Annotated in this window: 19 protein-coding genes and 1 pseudogene; 12 read left to right on the top strand and 8 right to left on the bottom strand. The window is 47.5% G+C overall.

Annotated elements, in window-relative coordinates; genetic code table 11:
- Nucleotides 1-32: 32 nt before the first annotated feature.
- Nucleotides 33-743, top strand: coding sequence for a biotin/lipoate A/B protein ligase family protein (locus tag R7Q41_RS15415; RefSeq protein ID WP_054729329.1), 711 nt, complete (start codon nucleotides 33-35; stop codon nucleotides 741-743).
- A 59-nt stretch (nucleotides 744-802) separates the two neighbouring features.
- Here the strand turns inward: R7Q41_RS15415 and R7Q41_RS24510 are convergent.
- Nucleotides 803-880, bottom strand: a pseudogene (locus R7Q41_RS24510) (VOC family protein); the annotation flags it as partial.
- Nucleotides 881-1,028: 148 nt separating this feature from the next.
- On the opposite strand from R7Q41_RS24510, the gene R7Q41_RS15410 reads away from it, so the two are divergent.
- Nucleotides 1,029-2,597, top strand: coding sequence for a DEAD/DEAH box helicase (locus R7Q41_RS15410; RefSeq protein ID WP_085569171.1), 1,569 nt, complete (start codon nucleotides 1,029-1,031; stop codon nucleotides 2,595-2,597).
- A 103-nt stretch (nucleotides 2,598-2,700) separates the two neighbouring features.
- Here the strand turns inward: R7Q41_RS15410 and R7Q41_RS15405 are convergent, their stop codons facing one another.
- Nucleotides 2,701-5,580 carry an MGH1-like glycoside hydrolase domain-containing protein gene (locus tag R7Q41_RS15405; protein WP_318144564.1) on the bottom strand — a complete coding sequence of 960 codons (2,880 nt, stop codon included), beginning with the start codon at nucleotides 5,578-5,580 and terminating at the stop codon, nucleotides 2,701-2,703.
- A 220-nt stretch (nucleotides 5,581-5,800) separates the two neighbouring features.
- Between R7Q41_RS15405 and R7Q41_RS15400 the strand changes: the two genes are divergently transcribed.
- Nucleotides 5,801-6,712 carry a LysR family transcriptional regulator gene (locus R7Q41_RS15400; RefSeq protein WP_318108172.1) on the top strand — a complete coding sequence of 304 codons (912 nt, stop codon included), beginning with the start codon at nucleotides 5,801-5,803 and terminating at the stop codon, nucleotides 6,710-6,712.
- Here R7Q41_RS15400 and R7Q41_RS15395 read toward each other — a convergent pair.
- Nucleotides 6,665-7,600 carry a LysR family transcriptional regulator gene (locus R7Q41_RS15395; protein WP_031429201.1) on the bottom strand — a complete coding sequence of 312 codons (936 nt, stop codon included), beginning with the start codon at nucleotides 7,598-7,600 and terminating at the stop codon, nucleotides 6,665-6,667. The genes R7Q41_RS15400 and R7Q41_RS15395 overlap by 48 nt on opposite strands.
- A gap of 198 nt (nucleotides 7,601-7,798) precedes the next feature.
- Between R7Q41_RS15395 and grxB the strand changes: the two genes are divergently transcribed.
- A complete protein-coding gene (gene grxB / locus R7Q41_RS15390; RefSeq protein WP_015312939.1) occupies nucleotides 7,799-8,428 on the top strand; it encodes a glutaredoxin 2 in 630 nt (209 codons plus the stop codon).
- 10 nt (nucleotides 8,429-8,438) lie between these two features.
- Entirely contained in the window at nucleotides 8,439-9,563 is a 1,125-nt protein-coding gene (locus R7Q41_RS15385) for an alkene reductase (RefSeq protein WP_053307201.1), read from the top strand.
- Nucleotides 9,564-9,645: 82 nt separating this feature from the next.
- Here R7Q41_RS15385 and R7Q41_RS15380 read toward each other — a convergent pair whose 3' ends face one another.
- Genes R7Q41_RS15380 through R7Q41_RS15370 form a run of 3 tightly spaced genes read right to left on the bottom strand, consistent with a single transcriptional unit; the run spans nucleotide 9,646 to nucleotide 12,023 of the window.
- Nucleotides 9,646-10,704 (bottom strand): zinc-binding dehydrogenase, encoded by a 1,059-nt coding sequence (locus R7Q41_RS15380; protein WP_053307200.1) that lies wholly within the window; start codon nucleotides 10,702-10,704, stop codon nucleotides 9,646-9,648.
- 4 nt (nucleotides 10,705-10,708) lie between these two features.
- Complete coding sequence (locus tag R7Q41_RS15375) at nucleotides 10,709-11,221, bottom strand: 2,4'-dihydroxyacetophenone dioxygenase family protein (RefSeq protein WP_064354540.1); 513 nt, start codon at nucleotides 11,219-11,221, stop codon at nucleotides 10,709-10,711.
- Between the two features lie 40 nt (nucleotides 11,222-11,261).
- A complete protein-coding gene (locus R7Q41_RS15370; protein ID WP_064354539.1) occupies nucleotides 11,262-12,023 on the bottom strand; it encodes an SDR family NAD(P)-dependent oxidoreductase in 762 nt (253 codons plus the stop codon).
- Between the two features lie 131 nt (nucleotides 12,024-12,154).
- On the opposite strand from R7Q41_RS15370, the gene R7Q41_RS15365 reads away from it, so the two are divergent.
- Nucleotides 12,155-13,177: a helix-turn-helix domain-containing protein gene (locus R7Q41_RS15365; protein ID WP_064354538.1), complete on the top strand. Its 1,023-nt coding sequence runs from the start codon at nucleotides 12,155-12,157 to the stop codon at nucleotides 13,175-13,177.
- 20 nt (nucleotides 13,178-13,197) lie between these two features.
- Here the strand turns inward: R7Q41_RS15365 and R7Q41_RS15360 are convergent, their stop codons facing one another.
- The gene (locus R7Q41_RS15360) at nucleotides 13,198-14,631 is read right to left on the bottom strand and encodes a PLP-dependent aminotransferase family protein (RefSeq protein WP_081051362.1); all 1,434 of its coding nucleotides are present in this window, start codon (nucleotides 14,629-14,631) and stop codon (nucleotides 13,198-13,200) included.
- A 271-nt stretch (nucleotides 14,632-14,902) separates the two neighbouring features.
- On the opposite strand from R7Q41_RS15360, the gene doeA reads away from it, so the two are divergent.
- From doeA to R7Q41_RS15330, 6 genes are all read left to right on the top strand, one after another.
- Nucleotides 14,903-16,090 (top strand): ectoine hydrolase DoeA, encoded by a 1,188-nt coding sequence (doeA, locus tag R7Q41_RS15355; RefSeq protein WP_005373780.1) that lies wholly within the window; start codon nucleotides 14,903-14,905, stop codon nucleotides 16,088-16,090.
- Nucleotides 16,091-16,144: 54 nt separating this feature from the next.
- The gene (gene doeB / locus R7Q41_RS15350) at nucleotides 16,145-17,152 is read left to right on the top strand and encodes a N(2)-acetyl-L-2,4-diaminobutanoate deacetylase DoeB (protein WP_130546417.1); all 1,008 of its coding nucleotides are present in this window, start codon (nucleotides 16,145-16,147) and stop codon (nucleotides 17,150-17,152) included.
- A 122-nt stretch (nucleotides 17,153-17,274) separates the two neighbouring features.
- Nucleotides 17,275-17,754: an Lrp/AsnC family transcriptional regulator gene (locus R7Q41_RS15345; RefSeq protein ID WP_005387046.1), complete on the top strand. Its 480-nt coding sequence runs from the start codon at nucleotides 17,275-17,277 to the stop codon at nucleotides 17,752-17,754.
- A gap of 155 nt (nucleotides 17,755-17,909) precedes the next feature.
- Nucleotides 17,910-19,430, top strand: coding sequence for an NAD-dependent succinate-semialdehyde dehydrogenase (locus R7Q41_RS15340; RefSeq protein WP_062731063.1), 1,521 nt, complete (start codon nucleotides 17,910-17,912; stop codon nucleotides 19,428-19,430).
- 41 nt (nucleotides 19,431-19,471) lie between these two features.
- Nucleotides 19,472-20,875: an aspartate aminotransferase family protein gene (locus tag R7Q41_RS15335; RefSeq protein ID WP_062731064.1), complete on the top strand. Its 1,404-nt coding sequence runs from the start codon at nucleotides 19,472-19,474 to the stop codon at nucleotides 20,873-20,875.
- A 171-nt stretch (nucleotides 20,876-21,046) separates the two neighbouring features.
- The gene (locus R7Q41_RS15330) at nucleotides 21,047-21,568 is read left to right on the top strand and encodes a DUF2058 domain-containing protein (protein WP_017633576.1); all 522 of its coding nucleotides are present in this window, start codon (nucleotides 21,047-21,049) and stop codon (nucleotides 21,566-21,568) included.
- A 92-nt stretch (nucleotides 21,569-21,660) separates the two neighbouring features.
- Here the strand turns inward: R7Q41_RS15330 and R7Q41_RS15325 are convergent, their stop codons facing one another.
- On the bottom strand, nucleotides 21,661-22,275 hold the full coding sequence (locus tag R7Q41_RS15325; protein ID WP_062731065.1) for a LysE family translocator: 615 nt from the start codon (nucleotides 22,273-22,275) through the stop codon (nucleotides 21,661-21,663).
- Nucleotides 22,276-22,291 lie beyond the last annotated feature (16 nt).

Below are 22,291 nucleotides of genomic sequence, written 5' to 3'. Positions count from 1 at the left end.
AGTAATGATTAAATAGCCGCGAGGGATAGAGTTTGGTTGCTAAAAATAAGCTAATTCGCTACACAGCTACGGAAGTCGCTGATGCATTTGACAAAGAAGATGAGCTCATTAAACAAGTTCAGTCCAACCAACTCTCGCAAGTGCTATTGCTTTGGCAAGTAAAAAGTCCAACGCTCGTGCTTCCCGCGGGTAAGAAATGGCCAGTGTCTAATGAGTTAGAACATGCGTTAAATACGTCTGGCTGGAAGCTCTTTTCTCGTAAAACCGGTGGTGCCCCAGTCCCTCAGGTGCCAGGTATTATCAATCTATCCCACATTTACCACTGGCCAGAAGGCGAGCCTTACAACATCAAAAAAGCGTATCTCGATTTATGTGCAATATTAACGGTTTTCTTTAAACAGCTCGGCGTGAAAGTGGATGTTCATGCTACGCCTTATTCCTACTGCGATGGCGAGTACAACCTCAACATTGGCGGGCAAAAAGTCGTGGGAACCGCGCAGCGTGTTTTACTTAAAAAAGGCGGCGGACAAGTGATATTGTCACAAGCATGCATTCTGATTGATGCCGACGTCGAGAAGATTGTCGAACCAGTACGAATGTGTAATCAGCTTTGCGGTCACAGCGATGATATTCGTGGTGATGTCCACACACCGCTCTTCCATCATGTATCCGACCGCCCATCGGTAGATTCGCTCTTTCAGCAATTGACGAGTGCGTTTTTAACGCATGCAAAAGCGGAGTAATGAAAGGAGCAAGCCTCCCCCACACTCCGAACAGCATTTGATAAACTAAAACTGCATACCGTGATAGCGATGTAAGAATGGGCATCGCCAACGTAAAACCATTCAATCGATCGACCAAACCAGTTATCAGTTTTGCCTGCCAAAAAGAAATGAGATCCAGTTCAAATATTTATCCATGACGGAATTAGTTGAAGCCTGCGCGTAAAAGCCTCAGAATGTCGCACTTTTCGCACCGATTTATTTTCGGCGCGTTGTTATCTAACTCTACAATTGAGAATCATACATATGGGTTTTACCTCGTTAGGTCTATCTGCTCCAATCCTTAAAGCTATTCAAGAGAAAGGCTACGACACCCCTTCACCAATTCAGGCAAAAGCAATTCCTGCTATTTTGGAAGGGAAAGACGTAATGGCAGCAGCGCAGACTGGTACAGGTAAAACCGCAGGCTTTACGCTACCGATTCTTGAGCGTTTATCGAACGGCCCTCGCGTTCGTGCTAACCAAGTTCGTGCACTTATCCTGACGCCAACGCGTGAACTTGCGGCTCAGGTGCAAGAAAACGTGTTTATGTACGGCCGTCACCTTCCACTAAGCAGTACGGTGGTTTTTGGTGGTGTGAAGATCAACCCGCAAATGCAGCGTCTTCGCAAAGGTGCGGATGTGCTGGTAGCAACACCAGGCCGCCTGATGGATTTGTACAACCAAAATGCGGTCAAATTCGACCAACTAGAAGTTCTGGTACTGGATGAAGCAGACCGCATGCTGGATATGGGCTTTATCCGTGATATTCGCAAAATCCTAGCTCTGCTACCAAAACAACGTCAGAACCTACTGTTCTCTGCGACTTTCTCGGATGAAATCCGCGACCTTGCGAAAGGCTTGGTGAACAACCCGGTTGAGATTTCAGTGAACCCGGCAAACTCGACGGCGAGAACGGTTGAGCAAAGCATCTACCCAGCAGACGTGAAGAAGAAAGCACCGATGTTGGTTAAATTGATCAAAGACGGCGATTGGAAGCAAGTGCTGGTGTTTACGAAAACGAAACACGGCGCAAACCGTCTGGCGAAGTTCCTGATCGAACAAAATCTACCGGCTGCTGCCATCCACGGCAACAAGAGCCAAGGCGCACGTACCAAAGCACTGGCGGATTTCAAATCGGGTGAAATTCGTGTGTTGGTCGCGACGGACATTGCTGCGCGCGGTATCGATATTCCGCAATTACCGCAAGTGGTGAACTTTGAGCTACCGAAAGTGGCAGAAGACTACGTTCACCGTATTGGTCGTACTGGCCGCGCGGGCGAAGTAGGTAAAGCGATTTCACTGGTGTGTGCGCTAGAAGCATCTGAGTTGTTTGCGATTGAACGTTTGATTCAAGAAGTACTACCACGTAAAGAGTTGGAAGGTTTTGCGCCAACCAATGTGGTGCCAGAATCTAAACTGGATACGCGCCCAATCAAACCGAAAAAACCTAAGAAGCCAAAAAAACCAAAAACGCCAAATGCTGCAAGTGAAAACGCTCCAGCAACCGAAAAGAAAACAGGCAATGGTGCAAACAAACCTAAGCGTCGCTTCAACGGTGGTAACAACGGCAACAAAAACAGCACCAACCAAGGCGGTGCGGGCAAGCCTAAAGGCAACCGTGAAGGCCAAGGTCGTGCAAACAGTAAACCAGATGACCGCAAACCTAACGGCAACAAGCCAAATGGCAATAAACCGAGTGGAAATAAACCAAACGGTAATAAGAGTGGCAACGCTGGTAAACCGTCTGGTAACCGCAAGCCAAACAATGCTAAACCTGCAGGAAACAAACCATCAGGTCAGCGTCGTAAGCCTCGTCCACAGGCCACAAACTAATCTGCAAACAGCCCGATAGAAAATACAACAAAGCCGCTGATAATCTCAGCGGCTTTGTCTTTCTTAGAACACAGTTTTTAGAACACAGCTTTGTTAAAACAGCCTACATTAAAGGTGTGATTCGAATATCTGCGATTTGCGCTTCGTTCTTTTCACCCTCAATACCACCTGCGTAGATGTAGGTTTCATTCGATTTGAGGTAACTCATATTGAAGTGGTCCTTCAGCGCGACCTGATAGGTTTTTCCCTGCTCCAACGTCACCTCAATTGGCGTTGAGTAACGCATACCTTGGTTTTCACCAATATGGCCCATCTGCAAGTAACCTTGACCAACCACTTTACCTGCATCATCCAATACCTCTAACAATTTCACGGTGTTCGTGATGCCAGTATTAAGTTGCCCTAGGTTATTGTTGTACCAAGCATCGAACTGGTAAGTGCCCGTTACAGGGGCTGTAAACGACTCTGCACCTTTTACGATGCCACTGTCTTTACTCACCGTAACCACTGAGACATTGTCTTTGAGTGGCTGATATTCGCCATCAAGTTTGATGCGGATCTCTTCACCGACACAAACAGGTTGGCTTGGGTTAGAACGGAAGCCTTTATCGTTAATGCTTTCAGCCAAATAACAAGCAAAACCTGTTGGCGTATCGGAATAAGATTGAGCAATCACGTTCTTTTGAATCAGCTCGCCATTGCGATACAAGTTCACGTTGTACTTACTCGTCACGTCAATCGAAACCGAATTATCAACGCTTTTTACCACCAATGTTGGCTCTTGCGGAGAATAAACGCGACTATCTTCACTTGCGTACGGTTTCACACCAGAAACTAAAGTAATGCTGCTATCTACATTCACAAGCGCGCCCAATGTCACGTGGAAATGCCCCTCATCGTCCATCGTGACATTTTCAACTGGGTAGTAACCTGTGTCATCTTTGCTTACTTCAGGCAAGTCAATCGTTACCGAGTAGTTCTTTCCTTTGAAGGCAAAGTTTTCCAACGTGATTTGTTCAGACTGAGCCAACAAGTTATTGCGCACCCAACTTGTGATAAACGGCTTCACTTCCAACTTGCCCGTTTCGGTATGGATGCCGAATAGGGTCTCTACCACCATGTTCAAGTAGCCACCCACAGACCAAAGCTGACGCTGAGAGTTAATAACTGGGCCATCCATGCTTGGATCTTCACCATGATCACTATGGATGATGAATGACTTACCAGAAAGCCACTCTAAGTTTTCCATGTTGGATAAATTAGTTGCCGTACCACGAACCAACGATTGAATGGCATTGTTCGCTGCTGCCACATTTTGTGTTTGATGCGCGGCGCGCAAGCTGTACGCGGTAACAAATGGCCAAATTGCGCGATTATGGTACACAGGCACGTCCGGTTGTTGAGGGAAGTAAACCGGCACGCCAAACTCACTGTGTGGGTAATTGGCCATGATTTGTTTCGCCTGCGCATCACTTGCCACGCCACTGATGATTGCCAACGCTTCGCCCAACATATCGTATTTGTCGACCGCAATGTCTTTGCCATTGTCAAACAAATAGCTTACGTACATACCGCGTTCGGCATTCCAAAACTGATCGTTGATAGCGGTTTTTAACTGCTCAGCCCACTCGGTGTATTTGACCGCGTTGGTTGAGTCGTACTTCTCTGCCAACTTAGCCGCGAGCTGAATCGCGCGGTAGTGAACCACGTTTGTCGATAACGCTTTGCTGCTACCAATCGCATTGACATCGTTTGGCGTCCACGTTGAGTAAGTTTGCTCACGCCAATCGAGGAATGATTGCTCACCAGTGTATAAACCGGATTTCGCATCAAAAGCCGCCAGGCGATCGGCTTCAAGTGTATTACTGATCGCTTTATATGCGCGCTCTGCAAACTGGTTGTACTCTTCCCCATCCAATGCCGAAAGTAAGCGTTCTGCACCAAGCGCCCAAGTCGTACGGTCGGTACTGATTGGCCAACTGCCGCCCGTGCCCGTGTCTTGCACAATCTGCTCGCCATCGTATTGCTGATCGGTCGTGTCGCGGAAAGCAGACAATTTGAAATTCAAACCATTTTGCACGCGAGTTGGATTCATCAATGCAAGCGAAAGGTCTGCTGCGTACGCCAAATCACGCGTCCATACGTAATGCCACTTCGCGCCCGTCTCAAAAACTTCCGCTTTGATTGGGTTGTTGTAGTTGTAATTGCCGTCTTTGATTTCAGAAACGGCAAGCTGGTCTAGCTCTTTCATCGTCAATGCAAACAACGCGTCAAACGCGACATCACCCGACACCACTCGCGGCCCTGTTTGCTCATTAATCACTAAGCCTTGGTCGAGCGCATCACGCAATTCTGTCGTCGTTGAAATACCAAATTCACGCAGTTCAGCTTTAGGATCTTTCACCGAGAAAATCACGGTATCACTCGAGTCATCGTAATTGGCGAACAGTTTCACTTCTTTGCTCTGATGCCCTTCATGCACCATTGCAGGGTCGAGAATCGCATCAGAGTAGTATTTTTCCGCTTCTTCTTGCGTTGCTTTCGTCACAGTCATTGTCGCGCGACTTTCATCGGCAAAGCTCACAGAAAACTTGTAATACCCTTTGTCTTCAAACGTGATCTCAGAGTTGCAGTCATCGTTCATACACGCTTCATTCGTGTCTGGTTTTGGCAGGTACTCCTGAGCTTTATCGAACGCCGCGGGCTCCTCAAAATAGGTGTATTGGATCTGCCAACCCGGATCAGCAATCTTGAACTGATTGCTACCTCGAGCAACGCGCAGTACGGTTTCGTACTCGTTATTACCCAAATAGTTTAGCTTGGCATGCTCTGCCGTGCCCCAATCCCCATTTAAACCACGTAAATATAAGTCGGCTGAAATAATTGGTTTGTCGACCGGCACTGGCGCATCAGAAGAATCTGACCCACATCCAGCAAGACCAATACAAGACGCGACAGCAAGCGCAACAAAACTCGGTTTCATGTTCATCCCTTAGATTGTTGTTTTGGCGACAGTCTAAAGAACACCTTTTTGAGGGGAAAATAGGAAGTCAGGAGCGAGCTATAGATAACATCTATACGTCAAACCCCAACAGTGATGTAGATCTATGAAATGCGCATAATTTCAATCAAATGAGATTACAGATTTGTGATTTATAAATGAAATTGTGCAAAATACCCCTCGTTCTTAGAGGGGAAAGAAAATGGACAAATCTCTGCAGCAATTTTTACTGGTTGCACGCTGCCAAAGCATCAGCGCTGCGGCAAGAATGGCAGGGTTAAGCCAGCCAACGGTAACAAGCAATTTAAAGAAGCTGGAAGAGAATCTCGGCGTGACGCTGTTTGAACGTCACCCTAATGGCATGGTATTGACCGAATACGGACGCATCCTCTATCGCCATAGCAACGCGATGCAGCATGAATACAACCAAATGATGCAAAGCATTGATGAACGGAAACAATACAAAGTCGGAAAAATTAAAATGGGTACTGGCGATGCGTGGTGGCCGCTGTTCGTCAAAAAAGCACTCAATGAACATCTGAGCAAGCAGCCATCGGCATCTACGCACGTCGAATTTGGCAACCACTTAGGCTTGATGGATTCATTAATCAGCGAACAGATTGAATTCTTCATCGGCCACGAGATTGTCGGCTTGTCGTCTAAATGTGATGTTACGTTTATTCCGCTATTTCAAACGGTTGATGCCTATTTTGTTTCCCCAAACCACCCACTTCTAGGGAAAACCGTCACCGAAGATATGCTGCACGAATACACCGCTCTTTCGGTCACTTATGACGCTAAGAAATTCGCTCACGTCATCGATAACCCAATCCCGAAACAAAATGAACGCGAAAGGCAGCAACTGGATGACAGACCGACTTACGAAGTGGATTCTCTGCTCGCCAGCATTGATGTACTGAAAGAAAGCGTCGCGGTGATGTCTTATACCCGCCATCTGCAACCGTATTTGGAATCCTTTGGCTTACGATGCTTAACCATGGAAAACGAACCAAACCCTGGCACCGTCGGGATTTATCGCCACCGCCGAGAAACCTCGGAATCGCATCTAGATCTGATTGCTGGCATCACTCAGCGCGCTAAATTGCTCAACTAGAAAGTCCAAAAACAGGCGAACTCTTTTCGGTTGATATTGACGGCTTTGATAAATGACATGCAGATCCGCTTCAGCGCCTTGCGAAAAGGCGCTGAAGTTTTTCATATACCCATCCAAAACCGTTACTAAACGTTGTTGTTTTAGGTCTTGCTGAATATCTAAAATCGATTTCAACGCAATCCCCGCACCGTCCAACGCCCATTGTCGAATCACTTCACCATCATCAGAAAATCGCTTTGGCGTGACCGTGATCGTTTGGTGAGACTCTTCATCTTTAAAGTGCCACGTTTTTAATTCTTCATTGCTGCGCACCATGGCTAAGCAGCGATGATCCGCGAGATCTTGTGGGCAGTTTGGGATACCTTGCTTCGACAAATAATCAGGTGACGCGCACAGCACACGTTGACTCGACGCCAGCTTGCGCGAAATGAGATTGCTGTCCGCTAACTCACCGTAACGAATCACTAAATCGAGCCCCGATTCAGCCAAGTTCGATAAATTGTCATTAAGATAAAGATAAGGCGTCACATCCGGATATTGCTCAGAAAAAGCCGACACCATCGGCGAAATAATTTGTTTGCCAATATCTCGTGGAGCTGAAATTTTCAACGTTCCGCGCACTTCCGAAATACCCGTTTGCAGTAAGTTTTCCGTCTCTTTCACGCTATCAATGATGTTCAGACAAGCTTGATGGTACATTGCCCCTGCGTCCGTGAGTGATACGTGGCGTGTGCTTCGGTTGAGCAGCTTTACGCCATAGCGTTCTTCTATCGCTTGCAGCCTTGCCGTTACCGTCGCCGGAGACAAACCTAACTCCCTTCCCGCCGCTGCCAGACCTTGATGTTTAACGATGCTGACAAACAACGTCATATCCGAAAACTTATCCATCTTCGCGCCCTTATTATTTGAAAAAACTGAATAATCAATTCAGATATTACTCAATTATCAAATTAAATCGAATCCATATACTGACCCTATCGACATTGTTTAGACCCAGAACGTTATGTGACAGGGCAAAGTTAAACGCCGTAACGCTGTTCAACGCACAACAACACGCCCTGCCCAGCCAAGAGATAGGAAACAAAAATGAAACTGTACATTTATGAACATTGCCCCTTTAGCGCCCGCGTCCGTTTTGTTGCAGGCATGCTGAATATTCAGCTCGACGTCATCAACATTGCTTATGACGACGAGAGCACCACCACAAACCTCATCGGCGCAAAACAAGTTCCTCTTTTGATCAAAGACGATGGTGAAGCCATGGCGGAAAGCTTAGACATCATCAACTACTTCCTTGAATTGGCATCTTCCAGCGAAAACAGCCAACCCTCAACACCGGTTTTAGACTGGCAAAAACAAGCATTTTTACCGCTACAAAAAGTCGGGTATCCGCGTTGGTCAAACATGACGTTACCGGAATTTGCAACAGAAACCGCTAAACAAGCATGGCGTGCAAAAAAAGAAACCGAAGCGTTAAATTTTGAAGCTTTGATTAACGATACACCTGCGATTGCGAAAGAAGTCGCCGCTTTGATAGAACAAACTAAACCCTTGCTCAACCTAAGTTCAGAAAAGCAAACGTCACTGGTTGATCAAGCCATTATGTTTTCCATTCTACGCGGCTTTTTCAGTGCGCCCGAAGTGCAATGGGATCCAGCCGTACTTCACTGGATGGCAACCGCTCGTAAAGCGACCAACGTGCCAGTACTTATCTAAGGAGCGCATCATGAAACAAAGAACAAATAAGCTGTTTGAACCAGCTCAACTGAAAGCGTTGTCACTACAAAACCGCATTGTCATGGCACCAATGACTCGCGCACGCACCACTCAGCCGGGCAACATCCCGAATGAGATGATGGCAACGTATTATCAACAGCGCGCTTCTGCCGGGCTGATCATTTCCGAAGCCACACAAATTTCGGACGATTCTCAAGGCTATTCGTTCACCCCTGGCGTTTACACCGATGCGCAAGTGGCGGGCTGGCAGGGTGTGACCCAAGCGGTCAAGTCACAAGGCGCAGCGATGTTTTGTCAGCTATGGCATGTGGGCAGAGTGTCTCACCCAACATTCCAAAATGGTGAACAGCCTATCGCGCCATCTGCGCTCGCTCCGGTAGAGACGCAAGTTTGGATTGCAGATGAACAAGGCAACGGCAATATGGTCGATTGTGTTGAGCCACGCGCCATGACACAAGCGGATATCAACCGAGTTGTCGGTGATTTCGCGAACGCAGCCAAACGCGCTATTGAATCGGGTTTTGATGGTGTAGAAATCCACGGCGGGAATGGGTATCTGATCGATCAGTTCTTAAGAACCAACTCAAACCATCGAATAGACAACTACGGCGGTTCACGAGAAAATCGTATCCGTTTTCTTATCGAAGTAGTGGATGCAGTTATCGCCGCTATTGGTGCGCATCGAGTTGGAGTGAGACTGGCACCATTCATTACGTTTAAAGATATGGACTGCCCAGATATCGTTCCAACAATCTTGGAAGCATCAAAACAGCTACAGGAGCGCGACATTGCCTACTTGCACTTGTCCGAGGCCGATTGGGCCGATGCACCAACGATTCCTGAGACGTTTCGAATCGAACTTAGAAAGCGCTTTCGCAACGCTATTATTGTTGCCGGTCGCTACGATCCTCAACGAGCAAACGAAGTATTAGAGAAAGGCTACGCGGATCTTGTCGCATTCGGACGGCCATTCGTAGCAAACCCAGACTTAGTCTCTCGCTTGCAACATCACCATCCGTTGGCAGAACTCGATGGCTCAACGTTGTTTGGCGGAAACGAACGAGGCTACACCGATTACCCTGCTCTGCAACAGGAATGCGCAGAACAGGCCTAACAAAAAAGCCCCAACCTAGCTGCTACGGTTGGGGCTGTCACCAAACTAAAATTGGTTTTAGCTAGCTTAATCTGGCTAAGAGTTAAATCACTTCTAACGCGCCGCTGCGCCAAGGTTCGATAACCACTTTGATGTGGTCATTGGGAGTCATTAACTGTCTAAACGCATCTTCCACACCATCGATCCCTACTTTGGCAGTGAGCATTTTCTGCCAAGGCAACTTATGTTCGGCAATCGCTTGTAGGCATTGCTCAAACTCGTGCGGTTGGTAGTAGTAAGAGAATCTCAAGTCGAGCTCTTTTACCGTCGCGTACGCGTAGTTAATGATTGCGGGTGTCGTATGGATACCCGAGATGACGATTCGCGCTCGGGCAGGAGCGCGGCGCAGAAAATCGTCAATCAAGGTATGCTTGCCAACACACTCATAAATGACCAAGCGTGAATTCATCGCGTACTGTGCCCCGACGGCGATCTCGTCTTCCTTGGTCGGGTTGATCAATCGATTTGCGCCAAACTCGCTGGCAAGTTGCAGCTTTTCTTCCTGAAGATCGACCGCAAGAATATTGCTGACGCCACGTTGTTTCAGTGCAGCAATCACCGCCAGCCCTATAGGGCCGCAACCGACAACCAGCGCTGTTTCTTCCGTTTCGATTTCACTGCGGTTGACCGCGTGCAAACCGACCGCTAGTGGTTCGGTTAATGCCGCCGCCTCAGACGGCATTCCGTCTGGCACAGGTAGCAATAACGCTTCATCAAGCAGGAAATACTCAGAGTAAGCGCCATAAGTACCCGGAGTAACACCAACGCCCGCGCCATTTTGGCTGAGCAACATCGGCACTGAGGTGACTCGGCTACCAACGGACAACGTTTGCTGCGTATCGGCACCGTATTCGATAATTTCCGCGCAGAACTCATGCCCCAACATCACTTGAGCGTGCTCACCGGCTTCATCAGGCATCAACCCGAGCTGGTGGAATACATCAAATACCTCATCCGCGTGTCGAGTAATGTGAAGGTCGGAGCCACAAATGCCACAAGCTAGACTACGAACCAACACTTGTCCCGCTGCAGGTTTGGGGATTTCGACTTGCTTCAGGCGGACACTACCATCCTGCATTATGATACTGTTCATCTGTTGCATGGGGTTACTCCGCTAGCTCATCGCTTAGGCCAGCAATCGCACCCGGTTTGATGTAGCGCGCAGTGAAGCCTTGTGCTTTCGCTGTTGCAATAACAACTTGCTCAATCCAACCCGCATCCATGATATTGATGAAGTTACCTTCTTCGTCAAAGTTAATGTTTGCACCAGTGATCACCATAAAACCGTCGGCACCGCCTGAGCTTTCAGGGCAGTGGAAGGTATGAATCGAACCGCCCGGCTCATATAAGTAGCTGCCAGCGGTTTGGACTTGAGCTGGGTATTCAATGTAGTGCCAAGCGCCACTCAGCGTATAGAAATGCACCACACCAGTGTGGAAGTGCTTAGGCAGAGTGATACCCGGTTTGAATTTGGCACGAATCACCCAAGTACCGTTTTCTGGGTCAAGAAACAACGGGTAAACATCCACACCCGGTAGCGCGTCTTTGATGAGCGACTCCTCATTGGTATTAAGAGTTAATAAGAAATCTTGGTGCTGAATAACTTCTGGTAATGACATAACTTACATCCTCGCTATTGCTGTAATGTGGCGTACTCGCCTATCCCATAAGTGGGTACTTAAAATTCTCGAAACCGTCAGATGCGCTGATGGTACAACCGTTGATACAGTTGGCTTTCTCGCTGACCAGAAACGCCACCACATCAGCAATCTCTTCTGGTTGTGTGAAGTTTTGACGCATCTGTTCTTTGCGGATGTGGTCCCACAGGCCAATCTCTTCGTATTGCCTTAACATCGGAGTATCAACGCGTCCCGGAGCGACAGCGCAAACACGAATACCCAATGGTGCGAGTTCTAATGCGGCGCATTTGGTCATCATATCGACTGCGGCTTTACTGACGTTGTAGGTAAAGGTCATCTCAGACGCCATTCGTGCGTAAACAGAAGAAGTATTGAGGATCACGCCCGGCGTGCCTTGCGCTTGGAATTGTCTTCCAGAGGCAAGAATGCCGTAGTAAACGCCATTTTGGTTGACCTTAGAGATCGGCTCAAAATCGGCAATTGGGTCGTGGTCAAGCAGAGGTTTCGGTGCACCGATGCCCGCGTTGTTGACCATGATGTCAAGCGAGCCAAACTGTTCAACCGCGCACTTCACCATAGCTTCAACTTGTTGGTAATCGGTGACGTCCGCGACAAAGGTTCCCAACTGCTTTGGGTCAAAACTTGTGTACATTTGCAATGATTGTTCTGAAATATCGACAGCAAGCACTTTGGCTCCTTGCTCTCTCAGCTTTGCAATGATGGCTTGGCCAATTCCACCAGCTGCCCCAGTCACAATGGCAGTTTTATTGATAAGTTCCATACTGCTTCTCATCCATGCGTTGTTGTTATCGAAATGTAACTTAGATCAACTCACTGGCACTCACTTGACCTTTTACGAAGTAAATTTGATATATTGCGATTTACAACCTGTTAACATTTTAAAATCGAGACATGTATATCGTACGAAGTGGCGCTGCTGATAAATTTGATAGCTTGGTTTCAGAATTAGGTCAGAATCCGCAAGAGATAATGGCCGCTGTTGGCCTGTCTGCGGCGCAGTTTCGCAATCCCGATACGTATCTCGCCTACCCTAGGCTGGCTGAATTGCTGGAGGAAGCGGCTGCTCGTTGTCAGCAACCGCTGTTTGGCGTGTTGCTCTCCGAGCGTCAAAACCTACAGAGCTTGGGAGACTTGCCAATGCTGGTTTCCCGGGCGCAAACGGTCGGTGAAGCCTTGGCGCGGGTGAATGATTTTCTCTATCTGCATTCGTCAGGGGTCACTCTCAACATGACGCCACAAGATGATTGGGTACGGTTGTCGCTCAATATTGATGTGCACAGCGAACGAGGTATAGCACAGCTGATGCAGCTCAGTGTGTCGCACTTAGCCATGTTTGTTGCGAGCTTACTTGATATTGAAGCAAGTCACTTCTGTTTACACCTCACCCAACACGCGAGCTTCGAGACAGAACAGAGCGAATTTGCCCAGCAGAACAAACTGCGTTTCGGTGATAAGTTTGACGGTATCCTACTTAAAGCGACTCTGCTTAACGCTAAGAACCACCAAGATGAAGACGCACTAGAGCGCCATTTTCAACAGCACTTCAAAGAGCTGCAAACCCGTTACCCCAACAATCTCAGTGACCAAGCAGCAAACATGATTGGCCGTCTGCTCTCAACCGGAGAATGCAGCGTTGAGCGCGTTGCAAGAGCATTAGACCTGCATCCGAGAATGCTGCAAAACAAGCTGAAACAACAGGGCACAAATTATCGGCAGCTTTTACAACAAGTGCGTCAGGATTTCGCCGAACAGCGATTGCATGAGAATATTCAGAGTATTACCGATATCGCGTTGCAACTGGGCTATGCAGAAACTGCGGTCTTCAGCCGCCACTTTCGCCGTTGGACGGGGAAATCGCCGAGACAATGGCGACAAGAAAAAACTCAGTTACAAACGTTTAAGCCCATCAGATAAAAGCATAAATAACCTATCGCTCAGACCAAAAAGTGTGAGGTGGGAGGGTTGGTATCGAGAATTTCAGCAATCACAGATAACCCGTGTTTGATGTAGCCTCGGTTTGTTTCTGCTCCCAAACTGATTCGCACGTAAGGCATTGGCTGATTTGTATCGAGAACAAACGGTTTATATCCAGTGATCTGCACCCCTGAACGCTTTGCCGAAGCAACCAGGTCATCGCTATTCCACTGCTCGGGTAGTCTCAACCAAATGTGCTGTCCATTCGGGTGCGAGCTATAAACATGCCCTTCTAAAGCGGCTTTTGCTATTCGCTGTCGCTTAGCAAACTCATTGACTTGAAAGCGAATAAGTCGATTTAACGTACCGTTCTCGATCCACAAATGAGCAACTTCAAATGGTAATGGAGTCGCAGACCAACTCGTTGCCGCTAAACGACCAATCGCGTGCTGCAAAAAATGACGTGGGACCGTCAGATAGCCAGTGCGCATGCCTGGCGCTACAACTTTGGTTAAACTGGTGACATAGAAAGCTTGTTCGGGTAACAATGTGGCAAGGGGTGGGACACGGTTAGGTTCTAGTGCTCCATACACGTCATCTTCAATGACATAGATGTCGTATTGCTGCGCAATATTCGCTATCGCCTCTCGGCGTGCAACATCCATATGCGCACTAGTCGGGTTAGCCATGCTCGGTGTGCAACACAATACCTTGATTGGTTTGTGTTTACATGCCCATTCAAATGCATCCGGCGTTATACCAAACTCATCCATTTCAAGTGGTTGCAACTTAAATCCAAGCATTCTCGAGCGAGAGATCAAGCCATGATCAACCAAGTGACCACAAGCAACTACATCACCGTGTTCAACAACTGTGCTTAAAGCCAACGTTAAACCATGGCATGCACCATTTGTGAGTAATATTTGATCGGCACCCACATCCAGCCCTTGGCTACTTAGAAATCGTGCTCCTGACTCAATATGATGAGGCTGACCTGTTACCGGCTTTGCTTTACTGATCAAACCACGATTGTTTGTTTGCCCAGCAATCTCCATTAACGCCTGATTAAAAAGCGTAATGTGGCGATCGGTCACCACCGGATGTGCAATCGACATATCAATTTCATCCGGCGTTTCTTTCATCTCTTGTGTCAGCATGAACTCCGTGTCCGTACTTTCATCCACAAAACCTGATTTGACAAAAGTACCATTCCCAACCCAAGACTCGATCGCCCCTTTTTTCTCTGCATAACCATATGCATGGCTCACCGTTTGTACGCTGACGCCAACTTGTTCTGCAAACTCACGATGTGTGGGTAATCGAGTCCCCGGTTTTAGATAACCACTGCGGACACATTCGACAAGATAGTTACCAATGGAGATGTATTTAGCGGTGCCTGGCCGAATGATCGGGTTCAAAGAAATTGTCATGACACAATATTTTAATTGATTCATTTTTAATGCTCATTGTAACTTCCATTTAACAAATGGCGAACTTTAACTCACAAAACGAGGTGAAATGCACAAAAATAAACCACAATTGTAATGATTGACATGAAATGTATGGGTTAAACAAACATGTTAAACAGCATCGTTTAATCCAAATACAACCCCAGAGGTAAATTGCAATCATTTTTAACGCAGATCTGGCTAGCTGGTAGAAGGTAGAAATACCTCAGCGTCTCCGAAGGCCCATAAGGCGTCGGATTTCTAACAAGGAGAAAATATGAGAGGCGTTGCTTTGCATTTTACACTGGATGAGTTCCAGGATCGGTTAACGAAAGTTCGGCAATCGATGGAAGAAAGAGAATTGGATGTCCTTATCATTCATGACCCTTCTAACATGGCGTGGCTGACAGGCTATGATGGGTGGTCTTTTTACGTGCCACAATGTGTCGTTGTTGGTCCATCTGATGAACCTGTTTGGTTTGGACGCTGCCAAGATGCCAACGGAGCATACAGGACTGCGTATATGTCGGCAGAAAACATCACCTACTATCCAGACCATTATGTAATGAATCCGCCGCTACACCCGATGGATTTCCTGGTCGAAGCCGTACTGGCTCCGCGCCTTTGGGATCGTGGTCGTATCGGTGTAGAAAAAGATAACTATTACTTTAGCGCCACCGCTTACGAATCACTCACTACGCACCTACCGAATGCTCAACTTCTCGATGCAACCGGACTAGTCAACTGGTGCCGCGCCGTTAAATCCGATCAAGAACTGGCGTACATGTACCGTGCCGCTCGCATTGTTGAAAATATGCACCGTGTCGCGTTCGACATGATTGAACCAGGATTACCGAAACACCACCTTGTTGCCGAGATTAACCGCCAAGCCGTGCTCGGGCATGAAGACCACTTTGGCGATTACACCGCGATTGTGCCGCTTTTGCCATCAGGTTCTGATGCTTCCGCACCTCACCTGACTTGGGATGACAGACCGTTCAAGAAAGGCGAAGGGACGTTTTTTGAAATTGCAGGGGCGCACCGCCGTTACCATTGTCCACTCTCTCGCACTATTTTTCTTGGCGAGCCTGACGACAAGTTTAAACGAGCCGACGAAGCCCTAACTTTAGGGCTTGAAGCAGGCTTGAAAGTGGCAAAGCCCGGAAATACCTGCGCCGACATCGCCAATGCACTAAACCAGGTTCTCGATAAAGCGGGATTCTCACGCGAAGGCGCCCGTTGTGGCTATCCAATAGGTTTGAGCTACCCGCCAGATTGGGGGGAACGAACCATGAGTTTGCGAGACACCGATAAAACCATCTTGAGAGAAGGCATGACATTCCATTTTATGCCGGGGTTGTGGTTCAAAGATTGGGGATTAGAAACAACGGAAAGTATCGTCATTACCCATGATGGAGCAAAAACGCTGTGTGACTTTCCACGCCACTTATTTGTTAAACACTAATTTTTCAAACCTCAAGCTCTGTTGAGCTAGGTCTGAGAACTAAAAGGACTTGATATGCAAAAAAGCTCGATCACAGCCACCATAGACTTTGACCGAGAAGGTGTACAGCACGGCTTTTTAACGCTGCCCTATTCACATGACGACTCCGCTTGGGGAAGTATTATGATACCTATCACCGTGATCAAAAATGGTCACGGACCAACCGCACTGCTTACTGGCGGTAATCACGGAGACGAATACGAAGGCATCACCAGCCTGCTAAAATTGACGAACTCGCTTCAGGCAGATCAAATCCAAGGTCGTGTCATTATTGTACCCATGATGAACTTACCTGCGGTACAAAATGCCTCACGTACGTCGTTTATCGATAAAGGGAATTTAAATCGCAGCTTTCCCGGCAACCCCATAGGCACAGTGACCGAGAAAATTGCGGATTATTTTACTCGTTACCTAGTTCCTAAGTGCGATTTTGCGTTAGACATTCACTCAGGTGGTAAAACGTTAGATATCGTGCCGTTCGCCGCTGCCCATCGTCTCGACAATCTCGATCAAGAAGAAGCCTGCATATTAGGTGCAAAACTGTTTGGCGCACCTTACACCATGATCTTGCTCGAAATGGACGCCACCAGCCTGTATGACACTGCCGTGGAGTCTCAGGGAAAAATCTTTGTTACCACCGAACTAAGAGGAGGCGGAACCAGCACTCCAGAAACCATCGCTTATTCCGACCGTGGCATTCGCAACTTCTTGCGCTTCTCAGGCAACTTGCCCGGTGACTACGAACAACCAACCCAACCAACTAAGTTATTAGGTATGCCTGATGCAAGTTGTTATGTGCAAAGCCAACACCACGGCATCACAGAATACTTATTTGATCTTGGCGATACCGTCAAAAAGGGCGATGTATTAGTGAGAATCTTCTCGACCGAGCGCACAGGTACCGCCCCCGTTGAGTACAAGTCACAGCGCAATGGTATTTTCGCGGCACGTCGTTTTCCTGCTATGGTGAATATCGGTGACACTATCGCAGTTATAGCCGAAGACTGCGGCGAGATAGGCTGATTGAAAAGCCAACTAAGAAATCAAAACAAATGGCATACCAGAAGCAAACTGGAAAGCACCTTATAACAGCGACCAGTCATCAGCCTTTATGAAATGATTAGTATTCAACAGGGAGACTCATAATGCGCCTCGATCGCTACGACGTAAAAATTCTACAAATACTTCATGATAATGGTCGTATCACCAAGTCTCACCTTGCCGAGGCCATCAACCTATCCGTGAGCCCTTGCTGGGAGCGCGTCAAAAAACTGGAAGAAGCAGGCATCATTGAAGGTTACGGAGCAAAAGTAAATACCGATATTTTGTTCAAACGAACGTCGGTTATGGTTGAAGTTACGCTCAAAGAACACAACGCCCAAGCGTTCAAACGCTTCGAGCAACTGGTTCAACATTCACCAGAAGTCACTGATTGCTATGCCACGGGCGGTGGTATCGATTACATCCTTAAAATTCAGTCAGAAGATATCGACCAATATCAGCGGCTTATCGACAACTGGTTAGACTCAGATGTGGGCATTGAGCGCTACTTTACTTACATTGTGACAAAAACAATCAAACGTGATGCGGGCACATTCGAAGTAAACCAAAACGCTTTGTTATAAAAGGGAAAATGCGTATCAGGCGTGAACAGAAAAAACACCATATTTAACGGCACTAAAAAGAAAGTTCTGACGTTTTAAACCTCGGTATCAGAAATTATTTCGGTCACTTCTCCATTACAGTTTCATTATGGACAACGATGCTGGGAGAAGGACTCATGACAGCACTGCACAGCTTACACGCTGAAGAATTAAAAGCCTCGCACGACATGATGGCGATAATGAAAGACGTACGTTTGGTGAGAGGTTTAGCGTACGTGAATGGCAAATGGGTAAGTGGTGATCAATTTCATCCGGTGGATAATCCAGCAGATGGCACGGTCATCGGTTACATCACTAAGCTATCTCAGCAACAACTCTATCAAGCGATTGATGAAGCCGACCAAGCCTTTCGTCAATGGCGAAAAATGCAAGCAGAAGAGCGCGCTGAAATTCTCATGCGTTGGCACGACCTGATTCTAGAATCAAAGCAAGACCTTGCTCATTTGATGGTGATGGAGCAAGGAAAAACACTAGGTGATGCTGTAGGTGAGATTGACTACGGCGCATCCTTTGTTCGTTGGTTTGCCGAAGAAGCACGCCGCTGTTATGGCGAAACCATCCCAAGTCATATCCCGAATGCGCAACTATCGACGGTACGCGAGCCGATTGGTGTCGCAGCTCTGATTACACCATGGAATTTTCCTAATGCCATGATCACACGCAAAGCCGCAGCCGCACTAGCAATAGGCTGTCCGGTGCTCATTAAGCCCGCCAGTGAAACGCCTTTTTCTGCATTAGCGTTGGCAGAGTTAGCAGACCGAGCTAGCTTTCCACCTGGTGTATTTAACGTTATCACTGGCGATGCGATGATGGTGTCACAAACCTTGTGCCACTCCGATAAAGTCAAAGCGCTCTCGTTCACTGGCTCAACTCGAGTAGGCAAACTATTGCTACGCGACGCGGCACAAACCGTGAAGAAGTGCAGTATGGAGCTCGGTGGTAACGCCCCTTTCATCGTGCTGCCAGATATGGATGTCGAGCAAGCAGCCAAAGCCGCCGTGGATGCGAAGTTTCAAACCGCAGGACAAGACTGCTTGGCCGCAAACCGTATTTTCGTCCCTGACGATAAGTACGAAGCGTTTTTGGAAGCGTTTGCCAAAGAAATGAGCCACATCGTTTTGGGCAATGGCTTAGACGAAAAAACCACCATGGGACCGCTTATTAATCGCACTGCGGTGGATAAAGCGCATGATTTGGTGCGTGACGCGCTCGACAAAGGCGCGCGATTGGTAGCGGGATACCACCAGCCCGTACCAGGCGAAAACTTCTTCGCGCCGACATTGCTAGCCGATGTAACCCCAGAAATGGCGGTGTATCGCGAAGAGAATTTTTGTCCTGTGGCAGGCGTATTGCCTTACCAAGACTTAGATACCGTGATTGAAATGAGCAACGACACTGAGTACGGCTTAGCTGCCTATGTTTATGGTCACGATATTCACCAAATTTGGCACTGCATGCGCGGTTTGGAGTTTGGCATGGTGAGCGTGAACTCCGTCAAAATGACAGGGCACCCTATCCCATTCGGCGGCGTGAAACAGTCTGGTCTTGGACGAGAAGGAAGCCGTCACGGATTTGAAGAATACAGTGAAATCAAATACTGCTGCTTAGGCGCTTTACCAACCGTCAGTGGCAGTTGAGGCACGAAATATGGATATCCAATTATTCGAGGAGAAGGATCATGAGTAACAAAACCCAACAACTTTTAGAGATCGATCGTCAGAGAGTATTTCATGCCTCAACCCACCTGAAGCAGTATGCGGCCGGGGAGCTTTCGGGAAGAATTATCTCGAGCGGAAGCGGAATACGCATCACCGATTCAGAAGGCATCGAGCTGATAGACGGCTTTGCCGGGTTGTATTGTGTGAACATTGGCTATGGCAGGACTGAAATGGCCGATGCGATTTATGAACAAGCCAAAGAACTGGCGTACTACCACACTTACGTCGGCCATACGAACGAAGCGCTCGTGACACTGTCAGATCGCATCATCAAAATGGCGCCTGAAGGCATGAGCAAAGTTTACTACGGCATGTCAGGCAGCGACGCGAACGAAACTCAACTTAAGTTGGTGTGGTATTACAACAATGCTCGTGGTCTACCAGAGAAGAAAAAAATCATTTCGCGTGACCGCGGCTACCATGGTTCAAGTATCGCGTCCGGTTCACTGACAGGTTTACCGTTGTTCCACGCCCATTTTGATTTACCACTTGAGCGTATCAAACACACCATCGCGCCATATTATTATCGCCGTGAAGACGAGAGTATGTCTGAGCTTGAATTCTCTCAATATTGCGCAGATCAACTCGAAGCGATGATCTTGGAAGAAGGCCCAGAAACGGTAGCAGCAATGATTGCGGAACCAGTGCTCGGTACTGGCGGTATTGTGCCACCACCAGCAGGGTACTGGCAGGCGATTCGCAAAGTACTCGACAAATACGATGTACTCTTGATTGCGGATGAAGTGGTGTGTGGCTTTGGTCGCCTCGGCTCCGATTTTGGCTCACTGCACTACGACATGAAACCAGATCTCATCACGGTAGCGAAAGGGTTAACCTCAGCGTATCAACCGCTGTCTGGCGTGATCGTCGGTGAACGAGTTTGGAGTGTGCTAGAAAACGGCACCGACCAATGGGGCGCTATCGGACACGGTTATACCTACTCTGGTCACCCAATGGGAGCGGCAGCCGCGAACTGCAACCTCGATATCATTGAACGTGAAGGCTTAGTGCAAAACGCGGCCGAAGTCGGCGCTTACTTGCAGCAACGTATGGCAGAGACGTTTAACGATCATCCATTAGTCGGTGATACTCGTGGCGTTGGCTTGTTGCATGCGTTGGAGTTTTCTTCAGACAAGCTTCGCCGAGCACACTTTGATCCAAACTTGAAAGTAGGCCCGCAAATCGCGACGGCCTGTTTAGAGCAAGGCTTAATCGCTCGCGCTATGCCACATGGTGACATCCTCGGTTTTGCTCCACCGCTTATCGCGAATCGTAACGATATAGACACCATTGTCGACAAAGCGCATCAAGCGGTAAACAAAGTGATGGATAACCTCGTCACATCTAAACAGTGGCAGCCATAACCCACCTAGATTTCAGTAACGCTCGCGGGCTTTGGAGAAGGCCCGCTTTGCACTTTCCTTAAAGAGATAACAAGCCAACCAAACATTTTAGACCCATAGGAAGCACTATTATTTACTACAAGTGGCAATAGTGGGTAAAATGCCCAAAATTGCGCACTAACTGGATAAAACATGGCAAAACTTACCCTTCAAGAACAAATGCTGAAAGCTGGCTTAGTTAATGAAAAGAAACTAAAGAAAGCGAAGAAAGGCTCTAAAAAATCACGCGTTCAAGCACGCGAAGTAAAAGCGGCGGTTGAAGAGAATAAACGCCAACAGTTAGAGCGTGATAAACAATTGAGCGAGCAGCAAAATGCTGAGCGATTAAATAAAGAGATCAAAGCGCAGATCAATCAATTGATTGAGATGAACAAGATCGACTTAAAAGATGGCGACATCAAATACAACTTCACTCACGGTACGCTAGTGAAATCTCTTTATGTAGATTCACTTATCCGCGAGCAGTTGATCAAAGGTATTTTGGCAATCGCAATTGTTGGTGAAAGCTATGTTGTCATTCCACGTGGAGTAGCGAATAAAATTGCTCAGCGTGATGAGTCCGTCATCATCGAACAAAAAGAACCTGAATCGGACATTCCAGCAGAAGACGATCCATACGCAGATTTCGTCGTGCCTGACGATTTGATGTGGTAACAATAAATAATCGATGCATCAACTAAAAGAGCCGCTGATGTAACATCAGCGGCTCTTTTTATAGAAAAATAATCTACGGAGATGATGTGTTGTTATTGCTTACTTAGTAGCAAATTCGCACCTGATGCGGCTAAAAACAACGAACATCCGCGATTGAAACGTTTCGCCATTTTGGGGTTTGAAAACCAGTGTCTCAAGTACAAACCAAAGATGGCATAGATTGAAATGGCGACCATTTCTAATATCAAAAACGTGGAGCCAAGGGCAAAAAACTGCTCTTGAACGTTGGCATTGGCATCAACAAATTGCGGCAAGAATGCAGTAAAAATAAGAATCGCTTTCGGGTTGCCAGCAGCGAGCGTAAATTCTTGTTTCGCCAGTCCTGCGTAGTTGCGCGAATTGTCCAAGTCAGAGATCGGGCTGGACTCTGAGCGCCAAAGGTTGAACGCAATCCATAGTAGATACAGCGCCCCTACCAACTTTATTGCCAAAAATAGCATTTCTGACGTATACAAAATCACAGCCAGACCTGATGCAGACAACGCAATCATCGCTGAAAAAGCGGCAATTCTGCCTAAACTAGCCGTAAACGCGGCCCTAAAGCCGTAACAACGAGCATTATTCATTGCCAATAAATTGTTTGGGCCTGGAGCCATATTGAGAGCAAAGCAAGCAGGGATAAAAAAGAGAAGCTGCCAAATATCCATAATAAAATGGTCTTAG

The organism is Vibrio sp. 2096 (assembly GCF_033339595.1).
Lineage (GTDB): Bacteria > Pseudomonadota > Gammaproteobacteria > Enterobacterales > Vibrionaceae > Vibrio > Vibrio alginolyticus.
This window is presented reverse-complemented; position numbering and strand designations above follow the sequence as displayed.

Coding starts and splice junctions, on each gene's coding strand:
- R7Q41_RS15410 (WP_085569171.1), top strand. CDS start 1,029: ATGGGTTTTACCTCGTTAGGTCTATCTGCTCCAATCCTTAAAGCTATT.
- R7Q41_RS15405 (WP_318144564.1), bottom strand. CDS start 5,580: ATGAAACCGAGTTTTGTTGCGCTTGCTGTCGCGTCTTGTATTGGTCTT.
- R7Q41_RS15400 (WP_318108172.1), top strand. CDS start 5,801: ATGGACAAATCTCTGCAGCAATTTTTACTGGTTGCACGCTGCCAAAGC.
- R7Q41_RS15395 (WP_031429201.1), bottom strand. CDS start 7,600: ATGGATAAGTTTTCGGATATGACGTTGTTTGTCAGCATCGTTAAACAT.
- grxB (WP_015312939.1), top strand. CDS start 7,799: ATGAAACTGTACATTTATGAACATTGCCCCTTTAGCGCCCGCGTCCGT.
- R7Q41_RS15385 (WP_053307201.1), top strand. CDS start 8,439: ATGAAACAAAGAACAAATAAGCTGTTTGAACCAGCTCAACTGAAAGCG.
- R7Q41_RS15380 (WP_053307200.1), bottom strand. CDS start 10,704: ATGCAACAGATGAACAGTATCATAATGCAGGATGGTAGTGTCCGCCTG.
- R7Q41_RS15375 (WP_064354540.1), bottom strand. CDS start 11,221: ATGTCATTACCAGAAGTTATTCAGCACCAAGATTTCTTATTAACTCTT.
- R7Q41_RS15370 (WP_064354539.1), bottom strand. CDS start 12,023: ATGGAACTTATCAATAAAACTGCCATTGTGACTGGGGCAGCTGGTGGA.
- R7Q41_RS15365 (WP_064354538.1), top strand. CDS start 12,155: ATGTATATCGTACGAAGTGGCGCTGCTGATAAATTTGATAGCTTGGTT.
- R7Q41_RS15360 (WP_081051362.1), bottom strand. CDS start 14,631: ATGAATCAATTAAAATATTGTGTCATGACAATTTCTTTGAACCCGATC.
- doeA (WP_005373780.1), top strand. CDS start 14,903: ATGAGAGGCGTTGCTTTGCATTTTACACTGGATGAGTTCCAGGATCGG.
- doeB (WP_130546417.1), top strand. CDS start 16,145: ATGCAAAAAAGCTCGATCACAGCCACCATAGACTTTGACCGAGAAGGT.
- R7Q41_RS15345 (WP_005387046.1), top strand. CDS start 17,275: ATGCGCCTCGATCGCTACGACGTAAAAATTCTACAAATACTTCATGAT.
- R7Q41_RS15340 (WP_062731063.1), top strand. CDS start 17,910: ATGACAGCACTGCACAGCTTACACGCTGAAGAATTAAAAGCCTCGCAC.
- R7Q41_RS15335 (WP_062731064.1), top strand. CDS start 19,472: ATGAGTAACAAAACCCAACAACTTTTAGAGATCGATCGTCAGAGAGTA.
- R7Q41_RS15330 (WP_017633576.1), top strand. CDS start 21,047: ATGGCAAAACTTACCCTTCAAGAACAAATGCTGAAAGCTGGCTTAGTT.
- R7Q41_RS15325 (WP_062731065.1), bottom strand. CDS start 22,275: ATGGATATTTGGCAGCTTCTCTTTTTTATCCCTGCTTGCTTTGCTCTC.